Origin of the sequence: Amycolatopsis tolypomycina (assembly GCF_900105945.1) — a bacterium.
GTDB classification, from domain to species: domain Bacteria; phylum Actinomycetota; class Actinomycetes; order Mycobacteriales; family Pseudonocardiaceae; genus Amycolatopsis; species Amycolatopsis tolypomycina.
Window position 1 is genome coordinate 230,359 of the sequence record NZ_FNSO01000001.1, and the last position, 14,568, is coordinate 244,926.

Sequence of the window (14,568 nt, forward strand, 5' to 3'; positions counted from 1 at the left end):
GCCATGACGTTCCTCCAGGGCGCGAAACGCGTCGTCAACCGTCCTTTGCAGACGCTGGACACCCTCGGTGACCAGATGTCGTTCTACGGCCGCGCGCTGCTGTGGACGCCGCGGACCATCCGCCGCTACACCAAAGAGGTGCTCCGGCTGCTGGCCGAGGTGAGCTTCGGCTCCGGCTCGCTCGCCGTCATCGGCGGCACGGTCGGCGTGATGGTCGGCCTGACCCTGTTCACCGGTGTCCTCGTCGGCCTCCAGGGCTACTCGGCGCTGAACTCGATCGGGACGTCGGCCTTCACCGGCTTCCTGACGGCGTTCTTCAACACCCGCGAGATCGCCCCGCTGGTCGCCGGCCTCGCGCTGTCCGCGACGGTCGGCGCCGGGTTCACCGCGCAGCTGGGCGCGATGCGGATCTCCGAGGAGATCGACGCGCTGGAAGTCATGGGCGTGCCGAGCCTGCCGTACCTGGTCACGACGCGGATCATCGCCGGGTTCGTCGCGGTCATCCCGCTCTACATCATCGGCCTGCTGAGCTCGTACCTCGCGTCACGACTGGTCGTCATCTACATCTACAACCAGTCGGCGGGCACCTACGACCACTACTTCGACCTCTTCTTACCGCCGCAGGACGTGCTCTATTCGTTCATCAAGGTGCTGCTGTTCAGCGTCCTGATCATCCTGTCGCACTGCTACTTCGGGTACCGGGCGACCGGTGGCCCGGCCGGGGTCGGCGTCGCGGTCGGCAAGGCCGTGCGGCTGTCCATCGTCACGGTGTCGATCATGAACTTCTTCATCGGGTTCGCCATCTGGGGAACCGACGTCACGGTAAGGATCGCGGGATGAGGGTGCTCCGGCGCAGGCTGCTCGGCCTGCTGCTCATCGCCGTGATGGTCGGCGGGGTGGCGCTGTCCATCGCGCTCTACGACAAGGCGTTCACGCCGGTCGTCACGGTCAAGCTGGAGGCCGACAAGATCGGCAACCAGCTGATCAAGCAGTCCGACGTCAAGGTGCGCGGGCTGATCGTCGGGTCCGTCCAGGACATCGTCGCCACCGACAGGGGTGCCGAGCTGACGCTGGCGCTGCAGCCGGAGTCCGCGAAGCTCATCCCGGAGAACGTCTCGGCGCGGTTCCTGCCCAAGACGCTCTTCGGCGAGCGGTTCGTCTCGCTGGAGATCCCGAAGGACCCGTCGGCGAAGACGCTCTCCACCGGCGACGTCATCCCGCAGGACCGGACGTCGAACGCGGTCGAGCTGGAGCAGGCGTTCGCCCACCTGATGCCGGTGCTGCAGGCGGTGCAGCCGCAGAAGCTGTCGGCCACGCTCACCGCGATCTCGACGGCGCTGTCCGGCCGCGGTGACCAGCTCGGCGACACGCTCTCGCAGCTGGGCAGCTACATCGGCGAGCTGAACCCGCACGAGCCGGAGCTGCAGCACAACCTCAAGGCGCTGGCGGAGTTCTCCGACCACCTGAAGGACGCGGCCCCGGACCTGGTGCAGAGCCTGGACAACCTGAGCACGACGACCCGGACCGTGGTCGACGAGCGGCAGAACCTGGCCAACCTCTACGGCAGCCTGACCCAGGCCTCGGTGGACCTGCAGACGTTCCTGCAGAACAACAAGGACAACATCATCTCCCTCGTCGACACCGCCCGGCCGACGGCCGAGCTGCTGGCGAAGTACGCGCCGGAGTACCCCTGCGTGATCTCCCAGATGGCGAAGAACGTGCCGCTGATCGACCAGGCGCTGGGCAAGGGCACCAACCAGCCCGGCCTGCACGCCACCATCGAGATCATCGTGCCGCGCGCGCCCTACCAGGCGGGCAAGGAAGAGCCGCGGTTCGACGACAAGCGCGGCCCGCGCTGCTACGACATCAAGGACATCCCGAAGCCGTTCCCGTCCGAGCCGCCGGACGGCGCGTTCAAGGACGGCACGCTGCACCAGCCGGCGCCGAAGAGCGTCGGCGAGGGCCTCAACCCGGCCAAGTTCAAGGCCGACGCGGCCGGCAACGGCGGCAGCGGTGGTGATCTGGCGTACTCGACGGCGGAGCAGGGCTTCCTGGCCGACCTGCTCGGCCCGCAGCTGGGCATGAACGCCGCGGACGTCCCGGGCTGGAGCGCGCTGCTCGTCGGCCCGCTGTACCGGGGTGCGGAGGTGACGGTCAAGTGAGGGGCCTGCTCGCGCCGCTGATCAAGCTCGGCATCTTCGTGGTCGTCACCGTGCTGTTCACGACGATCCTCGGGATCAGCATCGCCAACATCAACACCACCAGCACCAACGCCTACAAGGCGCGCTTCACCGACGCGACGCTGCTGCTGCCCAACGACGACGTCCGCATCGCCGGCGTCCGGGTCGGGCAGGTCAAGGACGTCAAGATCGTCGACAAGCGCCAGGCCGAGGTCGAGTTCGAAGTGGACGCCGGCCGGACGCTGCCCGCCGGGGTGACCGCGCAGATCAAGTTCCGCAACCTGGTCGGCCAGCGGTACGTCTCCCTCGGCGAGGGCGAGAACTCCGGCGGCAAGGCGCTGCAGCCCGGCGGCACCATCCCGCTGGAGCGGACCACGCCCGCGCTCGACCTGACCGAGCTGTTCAACGGCTTCAAGCCGCTGTTCACCGCACTCAACCCGGACGACGTCAACAAGCTGTCCTACGAGGTCATCCAGGTCCTGCAGGGCGAGGGCGGCACCGTGGAGAGCCTGCTGTCGCACACGGCGTCGCTGGCCACCACGATCGCCGACAAGGACCAGGTGATCGGCGAGGTCATCGACAACCTCAACTCGGTGCTCGACACGGTCAACGCGCACACCCCGCAGCTCAACGACCTGATCGTGAAGCTGCAGCAGCTGGTGTCCGGGCTGGCCGCCGACCGCAAGCCGATCGGCGACGCGATCGAGAGCCTCGGCAACCTCGCCGAGACGACGTCCGGACTGCTCGGCGAGGTCCGCGAGCCGCTGAAGAACGACATCAGCGCGCTGGGCAACCTGACCCAGCAGCTGAACAAGAACGAGCCGGAGCTGGAGCACTTCATCCAGTTCCTGCCGACCAAGGTGAGCACGCTGACCCGCACCGCGGACTACGGCTCCTGGTTCAACTTCTACGCCTGTGAGTTCTCCGGGAGCGTGAGCTTGCCGCCACTGATCAACGACGTCGCCCTGCCCCTGCTGCCGGCGAACCGGGCGAGGTGCCAGGGATGAAGTCGTTCCAGAAGCGCAACCCCGTGCCGATCGCGCTGGTCGGGATCGTCGTGCTGGCGCTCGGCTTCATCGCCGCGCTCAACTCCGACGACCTGCCGGTGATCGGCGGCGGCACCACCTACACCGCCGAGTTCAGCGAGGCCTCCGGGCTGCAGAAGGACAACGACGTCCGGATCGCCGGCGTCAAGGTCGGCAAGATCAGCGACATCGAGCTCGACGGCGCGTCGGTGAAGGTGTCGTTCAAGGTCAAGGACGCCTGGCTGGGCGACCGGACCAGCGCCGCGATCAAGATCAAGACGCTGCTCGGGCAGAAGTACCTGTCGCTCGACCCGCAGGGCGAGAACGCGCTGAACCCCGGCACCGGCATCCCGCGTGACCGCACGATGGCGCCCTACGACGTGCTCGACGCCTTCCGCGGGCTGTCCCAGACGGTCGACAACATCGACACCAAGCAGCTGGCGCAGAGCTTCGACACGATCTCGCAGACCTTCGCCAACACCCCGGAGGACGTCCGGGGCGCGCTGACCGGGCTGTCGAAGCTGTCGGACACGATCGCCTCGCGCGACCAGCAGCTGTCGAACCTGCTCGCCAACACCCGCGAGGTGTCGCAGACGCTGGTCGACCGCGACGCCGAAGTGCAGAAGCTCCTCGACGACGGCAACGACCTGCTCGCCGAGCTCGCCAAGCGCGAGGACGCGATCACCGCGCTGCTGAACGGCTCCCGCGAGCTGGCCACCCAGCTGCAGGGCCTGATCGACGACAACGGAAAGCAGCTCGACCCGGTGCTGACCCAGCTCGACCAGCTGACGTCGATGCTGCAGCGCAACCAGGACTCGCTGGCCGAGGGGCTCAAGAAGTTCGCGCCCTTCATCCGCGTCTTCACCAACACCATCGGCAACGGCCGCTGGTTCGACAACTACATCTGCGGCCTGCTGCTGCCGTCGATGGGCCCGATCAACGAAGAGGGGTGCTACACGAAATGAGTGACACCCGCTTCGGGCAGGCCCTGACCCGGGGCTTCACCATCGCGATCGTCCTGGCGCTCGTCGTCGCCGGCGGGATCTGGTGGACCCTCAAGGACGCCGGCCGCAACCACCTGACCGCGTACTTCGCCGGCGCCGTCGGCCTGTACGAGGGCAACAGCGTGCGGATGCTCGGCGTCGACATGGGCACGGTCACCAAGATCACGCCGATGGGCAACCAGGTGAAGGTCGACTTCGAGTACGACCGCTCGGTCGCCGTCCCGGCCGACGCCAAGGCGCTCATCGTGGCGCCGTCGCTGGTGTCCGACCGGTACGTCCAGCTCGCCCCGGCGTACACCGGCGGCCCGCGGATCTCCGACGGCGCGGTCATCGGCCTCGACCGCACCGAGGTGCCCCTCGAGGTCGACCAGCTGGCGGCCAGCCTGGCCCGGGTCAGCGAGACCCTCGGCCCGAACGGCGTCAACAAGGAAGGGTCGCTGTCGAACCTGCTGAACACCGCGGCGGCCAACGTCGACGGCAACGGCCAGGCCCTGCACGACACGATCACCAAGCTCGGCCAGGCGGCAGGCACGCTGTCGGGCAACAAGGACGACCTGTTCGCCACCGTCGAAAACCTCGGCAAGTTCTCGCAGACGCTGGCCGACTCCGACAAGCAGGTGCGCACCTTCGAGAGCAGGCTCGCCGACGTCAGCGGCTACCTGGCGTCCGAAAAGGACAACCTGGCCGCGACCGTGCAGCAGCTCGGCACGACGCTCACCGCGGTGCAGGCGTTCATCGACCAGAACCACGACCGGCTGAAGTCCAATGTGGACAAGCTGGCCGGCATCACCAAGGTGCTCGTCGACCAGCGCAGCTCGCTCGCCGAGATCCTCGACGTCGCCCCGGTCGGCCTGAGCAACCTGGTCAACACCTACAACGGCTCGTCCGGCACGCTCGACGCCCGGCCGAACCTCAACGAGCTGACCCAGCCGCCGCTGGTGATGATCTGCCGTCTCCTCAAGCAGGTCGGCACCAACAGCATCCCCGACGTGCTCGGCGACGCCTGCCAGAGCATCGCCGGCGTGGTCGACAAGGTGATCCCGCTGCCGTCCGTGGCACAGACCGTGCAGGCCCTGCAGTCCGGCCAGCTGCCGCCGCTGCCCCTGCCCGTCGCCGGGCAGCTCTACGGAGGTGGCCAGTGAAGAAGCTCCTGACGGTCGGAGCGCTCGCGACAGTGTCCGCGCTGACGCTCTCCGGCTGTGCCTTCAAGGGCATCTACGACCTGCCGCTGCCCGGCGGCGCCGACCTCGGCGACCACCCGTACACGGTGAACGTCGAGTTCCGGGACGTGCTCGACCTGACCCCGCAGGCCGGGGTGAAGGTCGACGAGGTGCCGGTCGGCCGGGTCGAGAACGTCGGGCTCACCAAGGACGGCTGGCACGCGCTGGTCACGCTGAAGGTCAACGGCGACATCAAGCTGCCGGCCAACGCGATCGCCAACGTCAAGCAGTCCAGCCTCCTCGGCGAGAAGTACGTCGAGCTGGCTTCGCCCGGCGACGACCAGGCCCACGGCAAGCTCGCCGACAACGCGACCATCCCGCTGGCCCGCACGAACCGCAGCGTCGAGGTCGAAGAGCTGCTCGGCGCGCTGTCCCTGCTGCTCAACGGCGGGGGCATCGACCAGCTCAACACCATCACCAAGGAGCTCAACAAGGCCGCGTCCGGCCGCGAGCCGGACATCAAGGCCCTGCTGGACAACGCCAACCAGCTGGTGACGAACCTCGACAACCAGTCGAAGAACATCACCCGGGCCATCGACGGGCTGAACCGGCTCTCCTCGACCCTCAACGACCAGAAGGACAAGCTGGTCGGCGCGGTCGACAACCTCGGGCCCGGCCTCGGCGTGCTGGAGCAGCAGCGCGGCCAGCTGGTCACCATGCTCCAGGCGCTCGACAACCTCTCCGGCGTCGCCACCGACACGGTGAACAAGTCGCAGAAGGACCTCGTCGCCGACCTCAAGGCGCTGACGCCGACGCTGCAGAAGCTCGGCGAGGCAGGCAACGACCTGCCGAAGGCCCTGGAGATCCTGCTGACGTTCCCGTTCAGCGACCAGGCCGTCAACGGCGTCAAGGGCGACTACTTCAACCTGTTCGCGAAGGTGGACCTGAACCTGAAGACCATCGTCGACAACCTGGGCAACAGCAGGCAGAACGCCCTCGCCGGGCAGCTGCCGCTGGCCGGCCTGACCGGCGGGGTCCAGGGCACGCCGGCCAACCAGCCGCCGCCGCTGCCGATCCCCGGCACGCAGTCCACGCAGTCGAAGCCGGGCCTGGGCAACCTCTTCGGGCTCCTGGGAGGTGCGGGCTGATGCTGATCCGCCGGACGAAGATCCAGCTGATCGCCTTCGTGGTGATCTCGGTCGTCGCGATCGTCTACGCGCTGGTCCGGTTCGCCGGGCTCGGCACGGTGTTCGGGAACAGCGGCTACACGGTGAAGCTGCAGCTCAACGAGTCGGGCGGCATCTTCACCAACGCCGAAGTCACCTACCGCGGCTACAACATCGGGCGGGTCGGCGAGCTGCGGCTCACCCAGACCGGGCTCGAGGCCGACCTGAACATCGACCCGTCGGCGCCGCGGGTGCCCGCGGACCTCGACGCCGTCGTCGCCAACCGCTCGGCGGTCGGCGAGCAGTACGTCGACCTGCGGCCCAAGGCCGACCAGGGCCCGTACCTGGCGGCCGGCTCGGTGATCCCGGCGAACAAGACGACCACCCCGGTCAGCACCGACCGGCTGATCGGCGACCTCGACTCGCTCGCCGCGTCGGTCCCGGTCGACTCGCTGCGCACGGTCGTCGACGAGTCCTACGACGCCTTCCGCGGCACCGGCGGCGACCTGCAGAAGCTCCTCGATACCGCGCGCAGCTTCACCACGACGGCGCAGCAGTACCTGCCGCAGACGATCCAGCTGCTCGACGCCGGCGGCCAGGTGCTCGACACGCAGAACGCCGAGGCGGCGAACTTCGCCTCGTTCAGCAAGAGCCTCAACGAGCTCACCGGCACGTTGAAGAACTCCGACGGCGACCTGCGCAAGCTCATCGGCATCACCCCGCAGGTGGCGACGCAGATCAGCCAGGTGCTGCAGGAGTCCGGCCCCGGCCTCGGCGCGCTGACGGCGAACCTGCTCACCACGGCCAACCTGACCGTGACCCGCCTCGACGGGATCGAGCAGGGGCTCGTGACGTACCCGGCGCTGGCCGGGGCGGCGAGCAGCGTGGCGCCCGGCGACGGCACCGCGCACCTCGGCCTGGTGCTCAACCTGTTCAACCCGCCGTCCTGCACGAAGGGGTACCTGCCGTACTCGCAGTACCGCACCGGCAACGACCTCTCGGCGAAGCCGGCGAAGGAAGACGCGTACTGTGCCGAACCGAAGGGCAGCCCGATCAACGTCCGCGGGGCGCAGAACGCGCCGTACGGCGGGGTGCCGGTCGCGCCGTCGGACAGCGACGTCGCGGCCAACGCGAACCGGCCGGCCGAAGAGCTGGCCGAGGAGCGGGACACCCGGGGCGTTCCGGGCATCGTCGGCAGCCCCGGCGTCAGCCTGAACAGCCTGGGCTCGCTGCTCGGCCTGTCCTGACGTGGATTTGATGACCGTTACCTACTCTGGAGTGTCATGAGCACGGACGAGGCGGCTCCCTCGGCAGCGGAGGCTGCCGAGTCGCCGGCGAAGGACCCTTCGCGAACCCTGGTGCTCGGCGCCGGGGCGCTGGCGCTGGCCGCCCTGATCGCCGCGGCGTTCTTCGGCATCCAGTGGTGGGCGGCCGCGGCCGACGACAACGCCGACCTGGCGGCGTCGCGCGAGGCCGTCGTCAAGGCGGGCACCAACGCGCTGAAGGCCTACACCGAGGTCGACTACACCGACCTCGACGGCTTCTTCGCCCGGCAGAAGGCCGTGTCGGACGACAAGATGAGCCAGCAGATCGACCAGTCGGCGCCGACGTTCCGCAAGGCGCTCTCCGACGCCAAGACGAAGGTCACCACCGACGTCCAGGACATCGCCGTCGAGGAGCTGGACGACCACGAAGGCAAGGCCAGCTTCCTCGCCGCCATCGCCACCACCGTCACCCAGGGCGACAAGAGCAGCGCGAAGCCGCTGCGCCTCGAAGTGTCGATGACCCGGGTGGGCGATGACTGGAAGCTGTCGGGCATCGACAGCGTCCCGCTCGTCGCGGCCGGCCAGTAGCGTCACCTCAAAGGAGCTTGTAGTGCCTCCCTCCCGCCGCCAGCCGCCGCGCAGCACCCCGACGCCGTCGCGGCGTCCCCGCGTGGCCGGGCTGCGCAAGCCCTCGACGGACGAGACGGCCGCCGAGCGGACCGCCAAGCCGCGTCCTCGTCCGGCGCCCCGCCCGGTCGACACGGCACCGGCCGAGGACACGCAGGTGTTCGCGGCGGTCGAGCCCGCTGTCGAGGAAGAGCCGCAGGTCGACGCGCTCACGGGCGAGCCGTCGGCGGCGGAAGAAGCCGCTCCGCGGCCGACGCCACGGCGGAAGCAGCGGGACACCGGGGTCGCGAAGCCGACCGAGGAAGCCGAGGTCGCGGTCGCCGAGGCGGACGAGCCGGTGAAGGCCGGGCGGTCGCCGCGGGAGCGCTCGTACCTGGTGGCGGGTGCACTGGTGCTCGTCGCGCTGGCGCTGGGCTCGCTGGCGTTCTGGTTCAAGTACGAGGAAACCAAGATCTCCTCGGCGACGAGCAACACGGCGCTGCTGGACGTCGCGAAGACCGCGCAGGTCAAGGACGCGGTGTCGAAGGCGGCCGAGGCGCTGTTCTCCTACGACTTCAACAACATCAAGAAGACCGAGGACGCGGCGAACGACCTGCTCGCCAACGACGACGTCAAGGCCAAGTACAACTCGCTGATGGGCGAGGTGAAGCGGCTGGCGCCGGCGCAGAAGATGATCGTGACGTGCAAGGTCACCCGCGCGGCGGTCATCATGCTCAACGGAGACCTGGCGAAGGTGATGGTCTTCGTCGACCAGACCTCGACCCGCACGGACACGAAGAAGACGACGGCGGGCACGGCCCAGCTCCACCTGAACGCCCAGCTGCAGGGCGACAAGTGGAAGATCACCGACATGGACACCTACAACGCGCCGAAGGTCCCGGCGGCGTCGCAGGCCCCCTCGTCGGCACCGGCTTCCCCCTCGCCGTCCAAGTAAGGCGGAGCGGCACTTTCACGTGAAAGTGCCGCTTCTGGAACGCCCGCGTCGAGCAGTGTGCACACCGCGCACCGGACCGGCTGGGGCGCCGCGACTTCGGCGCCACAGAGGCCTTGCCCGTTCGCGGCGACGGCGTGGATTCGATCCGGGCGCAGGCGGCCGGGCCGCCAGGTCGCTGTCATGGCCCGAAGTTACGGCCGAACTCGGCGCAGCAGAACTGCACGATCAGGGCGTTGGTGTCACATTGCCGGGACAACGACGCTGAGGCCATGTCCCCCGACCGACCCGGCCTGCGGCGGCGAGGTCGCGCCGTCGCAGGCGCTGACTTACGACATCAGTGATGAGTGGGCGCGCGGAGCGGAGCGGGTACGTCTCACCGCCACGACGTTCGAGCTGGCGACCTACGGTTCGACCCGCTGCGTCAACGTCGAACGCCCCGAAGGTGTCCTGGGTATCGGCCTGGTAACCGGTACCTCGGACGTCAATACCACGTTGACGACGATCCTGCGCCAAGGCCTCGTCGACCGCCTGTATGACCCCCCGTTCGACGGGCTTCGGCGGAGTCCCGCGCGACATCCGCACCGGCGAAGCCACTGGTCGCGGCGCACGGATCTTCGTCGCCGAAGACGCCTGCGTCGCCACCGACCCGATGGCCCCGCTGGTGGAGATGGACCTGCAGGGATATCCGGTCCACGAGCCGGACGGAGTGGCGGTGGTGTTCCTGGCCGGCATCCTGCCAGCCGAGGTCAGGGACCGGATCCTGGCCTCCGTCCGGGTGACTCGCTGAACCGGGTGGAACGGCTGACTCCCTTCCCGTCGTCTGATAGCTTGATCTGCTGACGGAGTGTGTGCGGGCACTCACAGGGGGCTTCGGGGAGGAAGTTCTGCATGCCTGATTTCGCGCGAAGTGTGACGGGGGCGGCCGGGTACCGGGTGCCGGTGGACGATCCGTCGGTCAAGGGCGTCCACGCCACGGAGATGCAGATCCTTCAGCAACGCCTGGACCAGGCCGCTGCCGGCGGTGGCTCGGGTGGGTTCAAGCTGGATGTGGAACAGATGCAGGCGCTGCTGCCCCAGTGGCAAGACCTGCGGGACACCCTCGACGAACTCCGAGCACGCGGTAACGAGCTTCGGGCGGTACTGCCACCGGCCGGGGACCAGGCAAGCACGGAAAACAACACTGCTGCGAAGGCGCATGGGGACCTGTATCAGCGCAGCGTTGAGCAGCAGTGGAATTATGCGGTCGGCTATGTTAAATCGCTTGAGAAGATGATCGAGAAGTATCAGCACGCCGATGATTCGGCGGGCGACTCGTTCAACGTCATGGGGACTGAACTGTGAAGTATTGCAAGCTTGCAATGATGCTTTCGGTGGTTGTGCTCGTCACCGGCTGCTCCCGTGATGTCGCTGGTCGCCCCTCCCCCTCTGCAAGTGTGCCCAGTTCGGCTTCTGGCGCCGACGAGAGTCCGAATGTGCCAAAGGTTGCACAACCTCTCGACCCCGCTCGTTACCGGGAGCAGCCGTGTGCGGCGCTCACCGCCGACCAAGTCTCCCAGTTGGGCATCACGACACAGCCGAAGCCTGACCTGGAAAGTAAGTTCGGGCCAAGTTGTGAGTGGAACGCCTTTGATGAGATCGGGATCACGATCCACGCCACCTTGTTGACGATTGGCAGCAGTCTCGCCAACGTCTACAAGCAGCACGATCAGGGTCAGTGGCCGTTCTTTGAACCTGTCGAGGATATTTCGGGTTATCCTGGTGTGCTGTTGGATTCTCTGGACGCGCAGCCCAAGGGCAAGTGTCAACTCGTTGTCGGCCTGCGCGATGACCTCGCCTACAGTGTTCAAGTATCGGTCGACCCCGATTCGAAGGACTACGCGAATCCCTGTCCGGTTGTCCGGAAGGCAACCGAGATGGCGGTGTCCACCATGAAGGCGGGTACCTGATGACCGCGTACACCGCCCAGCAGATCGTCGACTTCCTCAAGGCTGGCGATGGACCCGAAAGCCTCTTCGCCTCCAGTGAACTGGCCCAGCAGATGGCCGCCAAGCACGTCGAGGCGCGGGACATGATGACCCGTCTCCAGGCCGCCATGAGCGAAGCCTGGTCCGGCAACGCCGCGGGCCAGGCGCAGGCCGGCGCCGGTCCGCTGCTGGCCGCCTCGGAGGTCAGTGCCGTTCACCTCGCCGCGGCGCAAAGCTCCCTGATGACCCAGGGGGCCGACTACGGCGACCTGCGGAACAAGGTCGGTGATGGGCCGGACCGCGGCCCCAGGACGACTTTCTCAGCCGCCACCTGCCGATGCTCACCCACAAGGACGAAGAGATCGCCGGGTGGAACGCCAAGGCTCAGGAGGTTGTCCGGCACTACGGCACCTACAACGGCCAAAGCGGCGACAACACCGCCGGCCTGCCCCGTGACTACGGCGACCTCACGCTGCCGTCGGGTGGTGCCGACATCGAACACGCCGAGAAGGCGCCGGCCGTCATTCCGCCCGGCGGGCACGACGACCACCGGACCGGCACCGACCGCACCACGCAGGTCGAGCACCGCGGGACCGATGTCGGCGGCCAGGACACCTCCGGGCAGCAGCGTCCGGGCAACGGCACCGTTCCCGGCCACGACACGCGAACTGTGCCCGGCCAGGACACACCGGGGCAGCAGCGCCCGGCCACCGGACCCGGCCAGGACGACGCGACTCGGACGACCGGGCTCACGCCGATCTCGCCCGTCAACGCCGGTGAGAGCACAAGCCCGCCCGGCCCCGGCTTCGGGCGGGACGGCGGATCGGGGGACGTCACCGGCCGCCTCGGGCCGGGGGTGCCGGTGGTCGGCGGGCCGGGGGTGACGGGCCGGATCGGGACACCCGGAACCGGCGGCGAACCCGGTAGCGGGCGTCGCGGAACCGGCGGCGAGCCCGGTGGCGGGCGAGGCGGAACCGGTAGCGGAAGCCGGCCCGGTGGCGGGCGTGGCGGATCGGGCAGCGAGCCCGGCGGCCGGAGTGGTGCCGGGCGGTTCGGTGAACCCGGGGCGGCGCGGCCAGGCCTCGCCGGTGCCGCCGGGAAACCTGGCGCCGGCGCCATGGGCGCCCCCGTGGGGCGTGGCAGCGAGAAGGAAGAGGACAAGGAGCACAAGCGGCTCGACATCCTCCAGGAACCCGACCCCGACGAGCTGTTCGGCGGCTTCCCGGACGGAATGAAGCCGGTTCCGCCGACCATCGGCCTCTGATGGTCGTCCGGCACGAAACCGTCTTGACCGCGGCGAGCGTGCACTGGGCGGCGGACCGGCTGGGGCTCACGCTCCCGCCCGTGCTCGCTCCCGAGCCCGTGTGGCGCAGTCCCGACGCGGAGTCCGCACGGGCCGCGGCCGCGCGCGAAGAGCTGGCGGCGGAAGGCTTCCTCGACCAAGACGAGCCCGGCGAGAATCTCGAAGACAGCTTGTGGCTCCTCTGCCGTGCTCCGGAGGCGGTGTCTGCCTACGTACAGACCGAAGGACTGACCTACCGGCTGCACACCGCCGCCGGGCGGCGGTCGGGGGCGTTCGCGTGTTACCTGCCCGGGGAAGGCCGGATCCTGGTGCGGCCCGCCCGCCTGGAGGCGCTGGCCAGGATGGTCGTGCGCGAGCTGCCCGAGCATCCGCCCGCCCGGTCCGTCTCGTACTCGGTGCCGGTCGCGGACCTGGACGGCGAAGAACCTCGCGGTCAGGCTGCGCGCGTCGCAGCGATTTTCGCGCAGCCCCGGTACGCCGGTGGGCAGGTCTTCGCCGGCGTCCGGGACGATCGTGGTCAACGCCGGAGCGAACCGGTCACGTTCGTCGACACCGATCAGGGGCGCTGGCTGAGCCACCGCTGCTCGGACGGCAGGTTCGTGGTCACCGTCGGCGGCTCGGACGGTGCCCTGCTCGCCAAGCTGGACGAGCTGCGGCGCCGGCTGGACTGAAGGCTCAGTTCCGGCGAAGCGTGAACCGGGCCTTGCGCGCCTGCTTGGCGACCTTGTTGTCCGGGTGCTCCTGGGCGATCACGTCCAGGAGGCGGAGCCGGTCCGGGTGGTCCGCCGCGGCGATCACCCCGACCACGGCGAGCGGGTCGTCCAACGCCTCCAGTTCGGCGAACAGCACGCCGAAGTCGTCCATGGCCGCGAGGTGATCGGTCATGCCGAGGGACATCTCGTCGGCGGTCAGCGTTCCGGCCGCGATCTCGCCGCGTTCGACCAGCCAAGCCGCCGTGACCGCGCCGGCGATACCGCCTTCTTCGCGGACGGTCCGGGCGGCGGCGACGCCGACGGCACCGGTCGCCTCCAGCGCGAGCAGTGCCAGCAGCCGCTGCGCCGGGCTTTCCGCCTCCCGGAGGAACCCGGCGGCTTCCGTGGCGGCGTCCGCCGGGGACCGGTGGGCGAGCCAGGCGGCCAGTTCGGCCTCGGCGACCTCCGGGGATGCCTCGGTGAGGTGATCGGCAAGGGTCTCGAACGGAGCCGCCGCCAGCTCGCCGATGACCGGTGCGTCGACGCCCTCGGCACGGAGCATGCGGTTCAACGCCCAGAAGGCGAGCGGGGTCAAGCGGACGAGGGTCGGGTCGGGTCCGGGACGGCCGACGGCTTCGGCGATCTTGGCCAGGTCCTCCTCGCCGGCTTCACTTCGCTCGATCGCGCCGAAGCGGTCCAGCACCGCCAAGGTCACCCGGAGGCCGTGGTGCCACTGCGAGCCGCCGTGAACATCGAGCCCCGTCAACAGCGACGGCATCTCGTCGGCCAGTCCGTACAGCAGTTCCAGGGGCATGGGCGTGCCGCCCGCGGAGTACAGCGTCATCTGCAGCCCGCTGAGGAAGTCCGGGAACAGCATGCCGAACTCGAACGGCACCTCGTCGTCTTCGACGGCGATGCCGTAGCCGGCCTCACCGAGTGCTTCGAACGCCCGCGCCCACAGCTCCAATGGCTGCTTGAGCAGCTTCGCGTTCTTCTTCATCGGCACGTGCGTGTCCTTCAGAACCCGGACGAGCCCGCACGCTTCGGCCCAGCGAGGCAGCAAGGTGCGGCCGGGCTTCGAGGTACCGTCCAGTTCCGCGACGTACCGCCGCAGATCGGCCAGGCCGGGGCTGCGTTCGGCGGCGGCCAGCGCTTCGGCCGCGGAGGGCAGCTGCACGGGCGGCAGGGCGGGGAGGTCGGGTTCGAGTTCACATGCCTCGCACATGGCAGCCAGTGTGGCAGCCCGAA

The 14,568-nt window shown here is 68.9% G+C and carries 15 protein-coding genes; 14 read left to right on the top strand and 1 reads right to left on the bottom strand.

Features of this window, described 5'->3' with window-relative positions:
- Nucleotides 1-3: 3 nt before the first annotated feature.
- The 14 genes from BLW76_RS01225 (at nt 4) to BLW76_RS01290 (ending at nt 13,299) form a co-directional block, all read left to right on the top strand.
- Complete coding sequence (locus BLW76_RS01225; RefSeq protein ID WP_091303985.1) at nt 4-840, top strand: MlaE family ABC transporter permease; 837 nt, start codon at nt 4-6, stop codon at nt 838-840.
- Nucleotides 837-2,162: an MCE family protein gene (locus BLW76_RS01230; RefSeq protein WP_091303986.1), complete on the top strand. Its 1,326-nt coding sequence runs from the start codon at nt 837-839 to the stop codon at nt 2,160-2,162. Before BLW76_RS01225 ends, BLW76_RS01230 begins: the two co-directional genes overlap by 4 nt.
- Nucleotides 2,159-3,187, top strand: coding sequence for an MCE family protein (locus BLW76_RS01235; protein WP_091303987.1), 1,029 nt, complete (start codon nt 2,159-2,161; stop codon nt 3,185-3,187). The genes BLW76_RS01230 and BLW76_RS01235 overlap by 4 nt, the downstream gene beginning before the upstream one ends.
- Nucleotides 3,184-4,170, top strand: a complete 987-nt coding sequence (locus BLW76_RS01240; RefSeq protein WP_091303988.1) for an MCE family protein — start codon at nt 3,184-3,186, stop codon at nt 4,168-4,170. Before BLW76_RS01235 ends, BLW76_RS01240 begins: the two co-directional genes overlap by 4 nt.
- Nucleotides 4,167-5,351: an MCE family protein gene (locus BLW76_RS01245; RefSeq protein WP_091303989.1), complete on the top strand. Its 1,185-nt coding sequence runs from the start codon at nt 4,167-4,169 to the stop codon at nt 5,349-5,351. Before BLW76_RS01240 ends, BLW76_RS01245 begins: the two co-directional genes overlap by 4 nt.
- Nucleotides 5,348-6,517, top strand: coding sequence for an MCE family protein (locus BLW76_RS01250; protein ID WP_091303990.1), 1,170 nt, complete (start codon nt 5,348-5,350; stop codon nt 6,515-6,517). Before BLW76_RS01245 ends, BLW76_RS01250 begins: the two co-directional genes overlap by 4 nt.
- Nucleotides 6,517-7,782 carry an MCE family protein gene (locus BLW76_RS01255; RefSeq protein WP_091303991.1) on the top strand — a complete coding sequence of 422 codons (1,266 nt, stop codon included), beginning with the start codon at nt 6,517-6,519 and terminating at the stop codon, nt 7,780-7,782. Before BLW76_RS01250 ends, BLW76_RS01255 begins: the two co-directional genes overlap by 1 nt.
- Nucleotides 7,783-7,818: 36 nt before the next feature.
- On the top strand, nt 7,819-8,388 hold the full coding sequence (locus tag BLW76_RS01260; protein ID WP_091303992.1) for a hypothetical protein: 570 nt from the start codon (nt 7,819-7,821) through the stop codon (nt 8,386-8,388).
- Nucleotides 8,389-8,470: 82 nt separating this feature from the next.
- On the top strand, nt 8,471-9,361 hold the full coding sequence (locus BLW76_RS01265; protein WP_091303993.1) for a hypothetical protein: 891 nt from the start codon (nt 8,471-8,473) through the stop codon (nt 9,359-9,361).
- A gap of 532 nt (nt 9,362-9,893) precedes the next feature.
- Entirely contained in the window at nt 9,894-10,148 is a 255-nt protein-coding gene (locus BLW76_RS01270; RefSeq protein WP_091303994.1) for a hypothetical protein, read from the top strand.
- A 101-nt stretch (nt 10,149-10,249) separates the two neighbouring features.
- Nucleotides 10,250-10,702: a PE domain-containing protein gene (locus tag BLW76_RS01275; RefSeq protein ID WP_143060519.1), complete on the top strand. Its 453-nt coding sequence runs from the start codon at nt 10,250-10,252 to the stop codon at nt 10,700-10,702.
- Nucleotides 10,699-11,307: a DUF3558 domain-containing protein gene (locus BLW76_RS01280; protein ID WP_143060520.1), complete on the top strand. Its 609-nt coding sequence runs from the start codon at nt 10,699-10,701 to the stop codon at nt 11,305-11,307. Before BLW76_RS01275 ends, BLW76_RS01280 begins: the two co-directional genes overlap by 4 nt.
- 355 nt (nt 11,308-11,662) lie before the next feature.
- Entirely contained in the window at nt 11,663-12,589 is a 927-nt protein-coding gene (locus BLW76_RS01285; protein WP_091303997.1) for a hypothetical protein, read from the top strand.
- On the top strand, nt 12,589-13,299 hold the full coding sequence (locus BLW76_RS01290; RefSeq protein WP_091303998.1) for an ESX secretion-associated protein EspG: 711 nt from the start codon (nt 12,589-12,591) through the stop codon (nt 13,297-13,299). The genes BLW76_RS01285 and BLW76_RS01290 overlap by 1 nt, the downstream gene beginning before the upstream one ends.
- A gap of 4 nt (nt 13,300-13,303) precedes the next feature.
- On the opposite strand, the gene BLW76_RS01295 is transcribed toward BLW76_RS01290, so the two are convergent.
- A complete protein-coding gene (locus BLW76_RS01295; protein ID WP_091303999.1) occupies nt 13,304-14,545 on the bottom strand; it encodes a hypothetical protein in 1,242 nt (413 codons plus the stop codon).
- Nucleotides 14,546-14,568: the final 23 nt, after the last annotated feature.

Excerpts from the sequence above, each read along its gene's own strand:
- BLW76_RS01225 (WP_091303985.1), top strand. The coding sequence starts at position 4 with ATGACGTTCCTCCAGGGCGCGAAACGCGTCGTCAACCGTCCTTTGCAG.
- BLW76_RS01230 (WP_091303986.1), top strand. The coding sequence starts at position 837 with ATGAGGGTGCTCCGGCGCAGGCTGCTCGGCCTGCTGCTCATCGCCGTG.
- BLW76_RS01240 (WP_091303988.1), top strand. The coding sequence starts at position 3,184 with ATGAAGTCGTTCCAGAAGCGCAACCCCGTGCCGATCGCGCTGGTCGGG.
- BLW76_RS01245 (WP_091303989.1), top strand. The coding sequence starts at position 4,167 with ATGAGTGACACCCGCTTCGGGCAGGCCCTGACCCGGGGCTTCACCATC.
- BLW76_RS01255 (WP_091303991.1), top strand. The coding sequence starts at position 6,517 with ATGCTGATCCGCCGGACGAAGATCCAGCTGATCGCCTTCGTGGTGATC.
- BLW76_RS01260 (WP_091303992.1), top strand. The coding sequence starts at position 7,819 with ATGAGCACGGACGAGGCGGCTCCCTCGGCAGCGGAGGCTGCCGAGTCG.
- BLW76_RS01270 (WP_091303994.1), top strand. The coding sequence starts at position 9,894 with ATGACCCCCCGTTCGACGGGCTTCGGCGGAGTCCCGCGCGACATCCGC.
- BLW76_RS01275 (WP_143060519.1), top strand. The coding sequence starts at position 10,250 with ATGCCTGATTTCGCGCGAAGTGTGACGGGGGCGGCCGGGTACCGGGTG.
- BLW76_RS01285 (WP_091303997.1), top strand. The coding sequence starts at position 11,663 with ATGCTCACCCACAAGGACGAAGAGATCGCCGGGTGGAACGCCAAGGCT.
- BLW76_RS01290 (WP_091303998.1), top strand. The coding sequence starts at position 12,589 with ATGGTCGTCCGGCACGAAACCGTCTTGACCGCGGCGAGCGTGCACTGG.
- BLW76_RS01295 (WP_091303999.1), bottom strand. The coding sequence starts at position 14,545 with ATGTGCGAGGCATGTGAACTCGAACCCGACCTCCCCGCCCTGCCGCCC.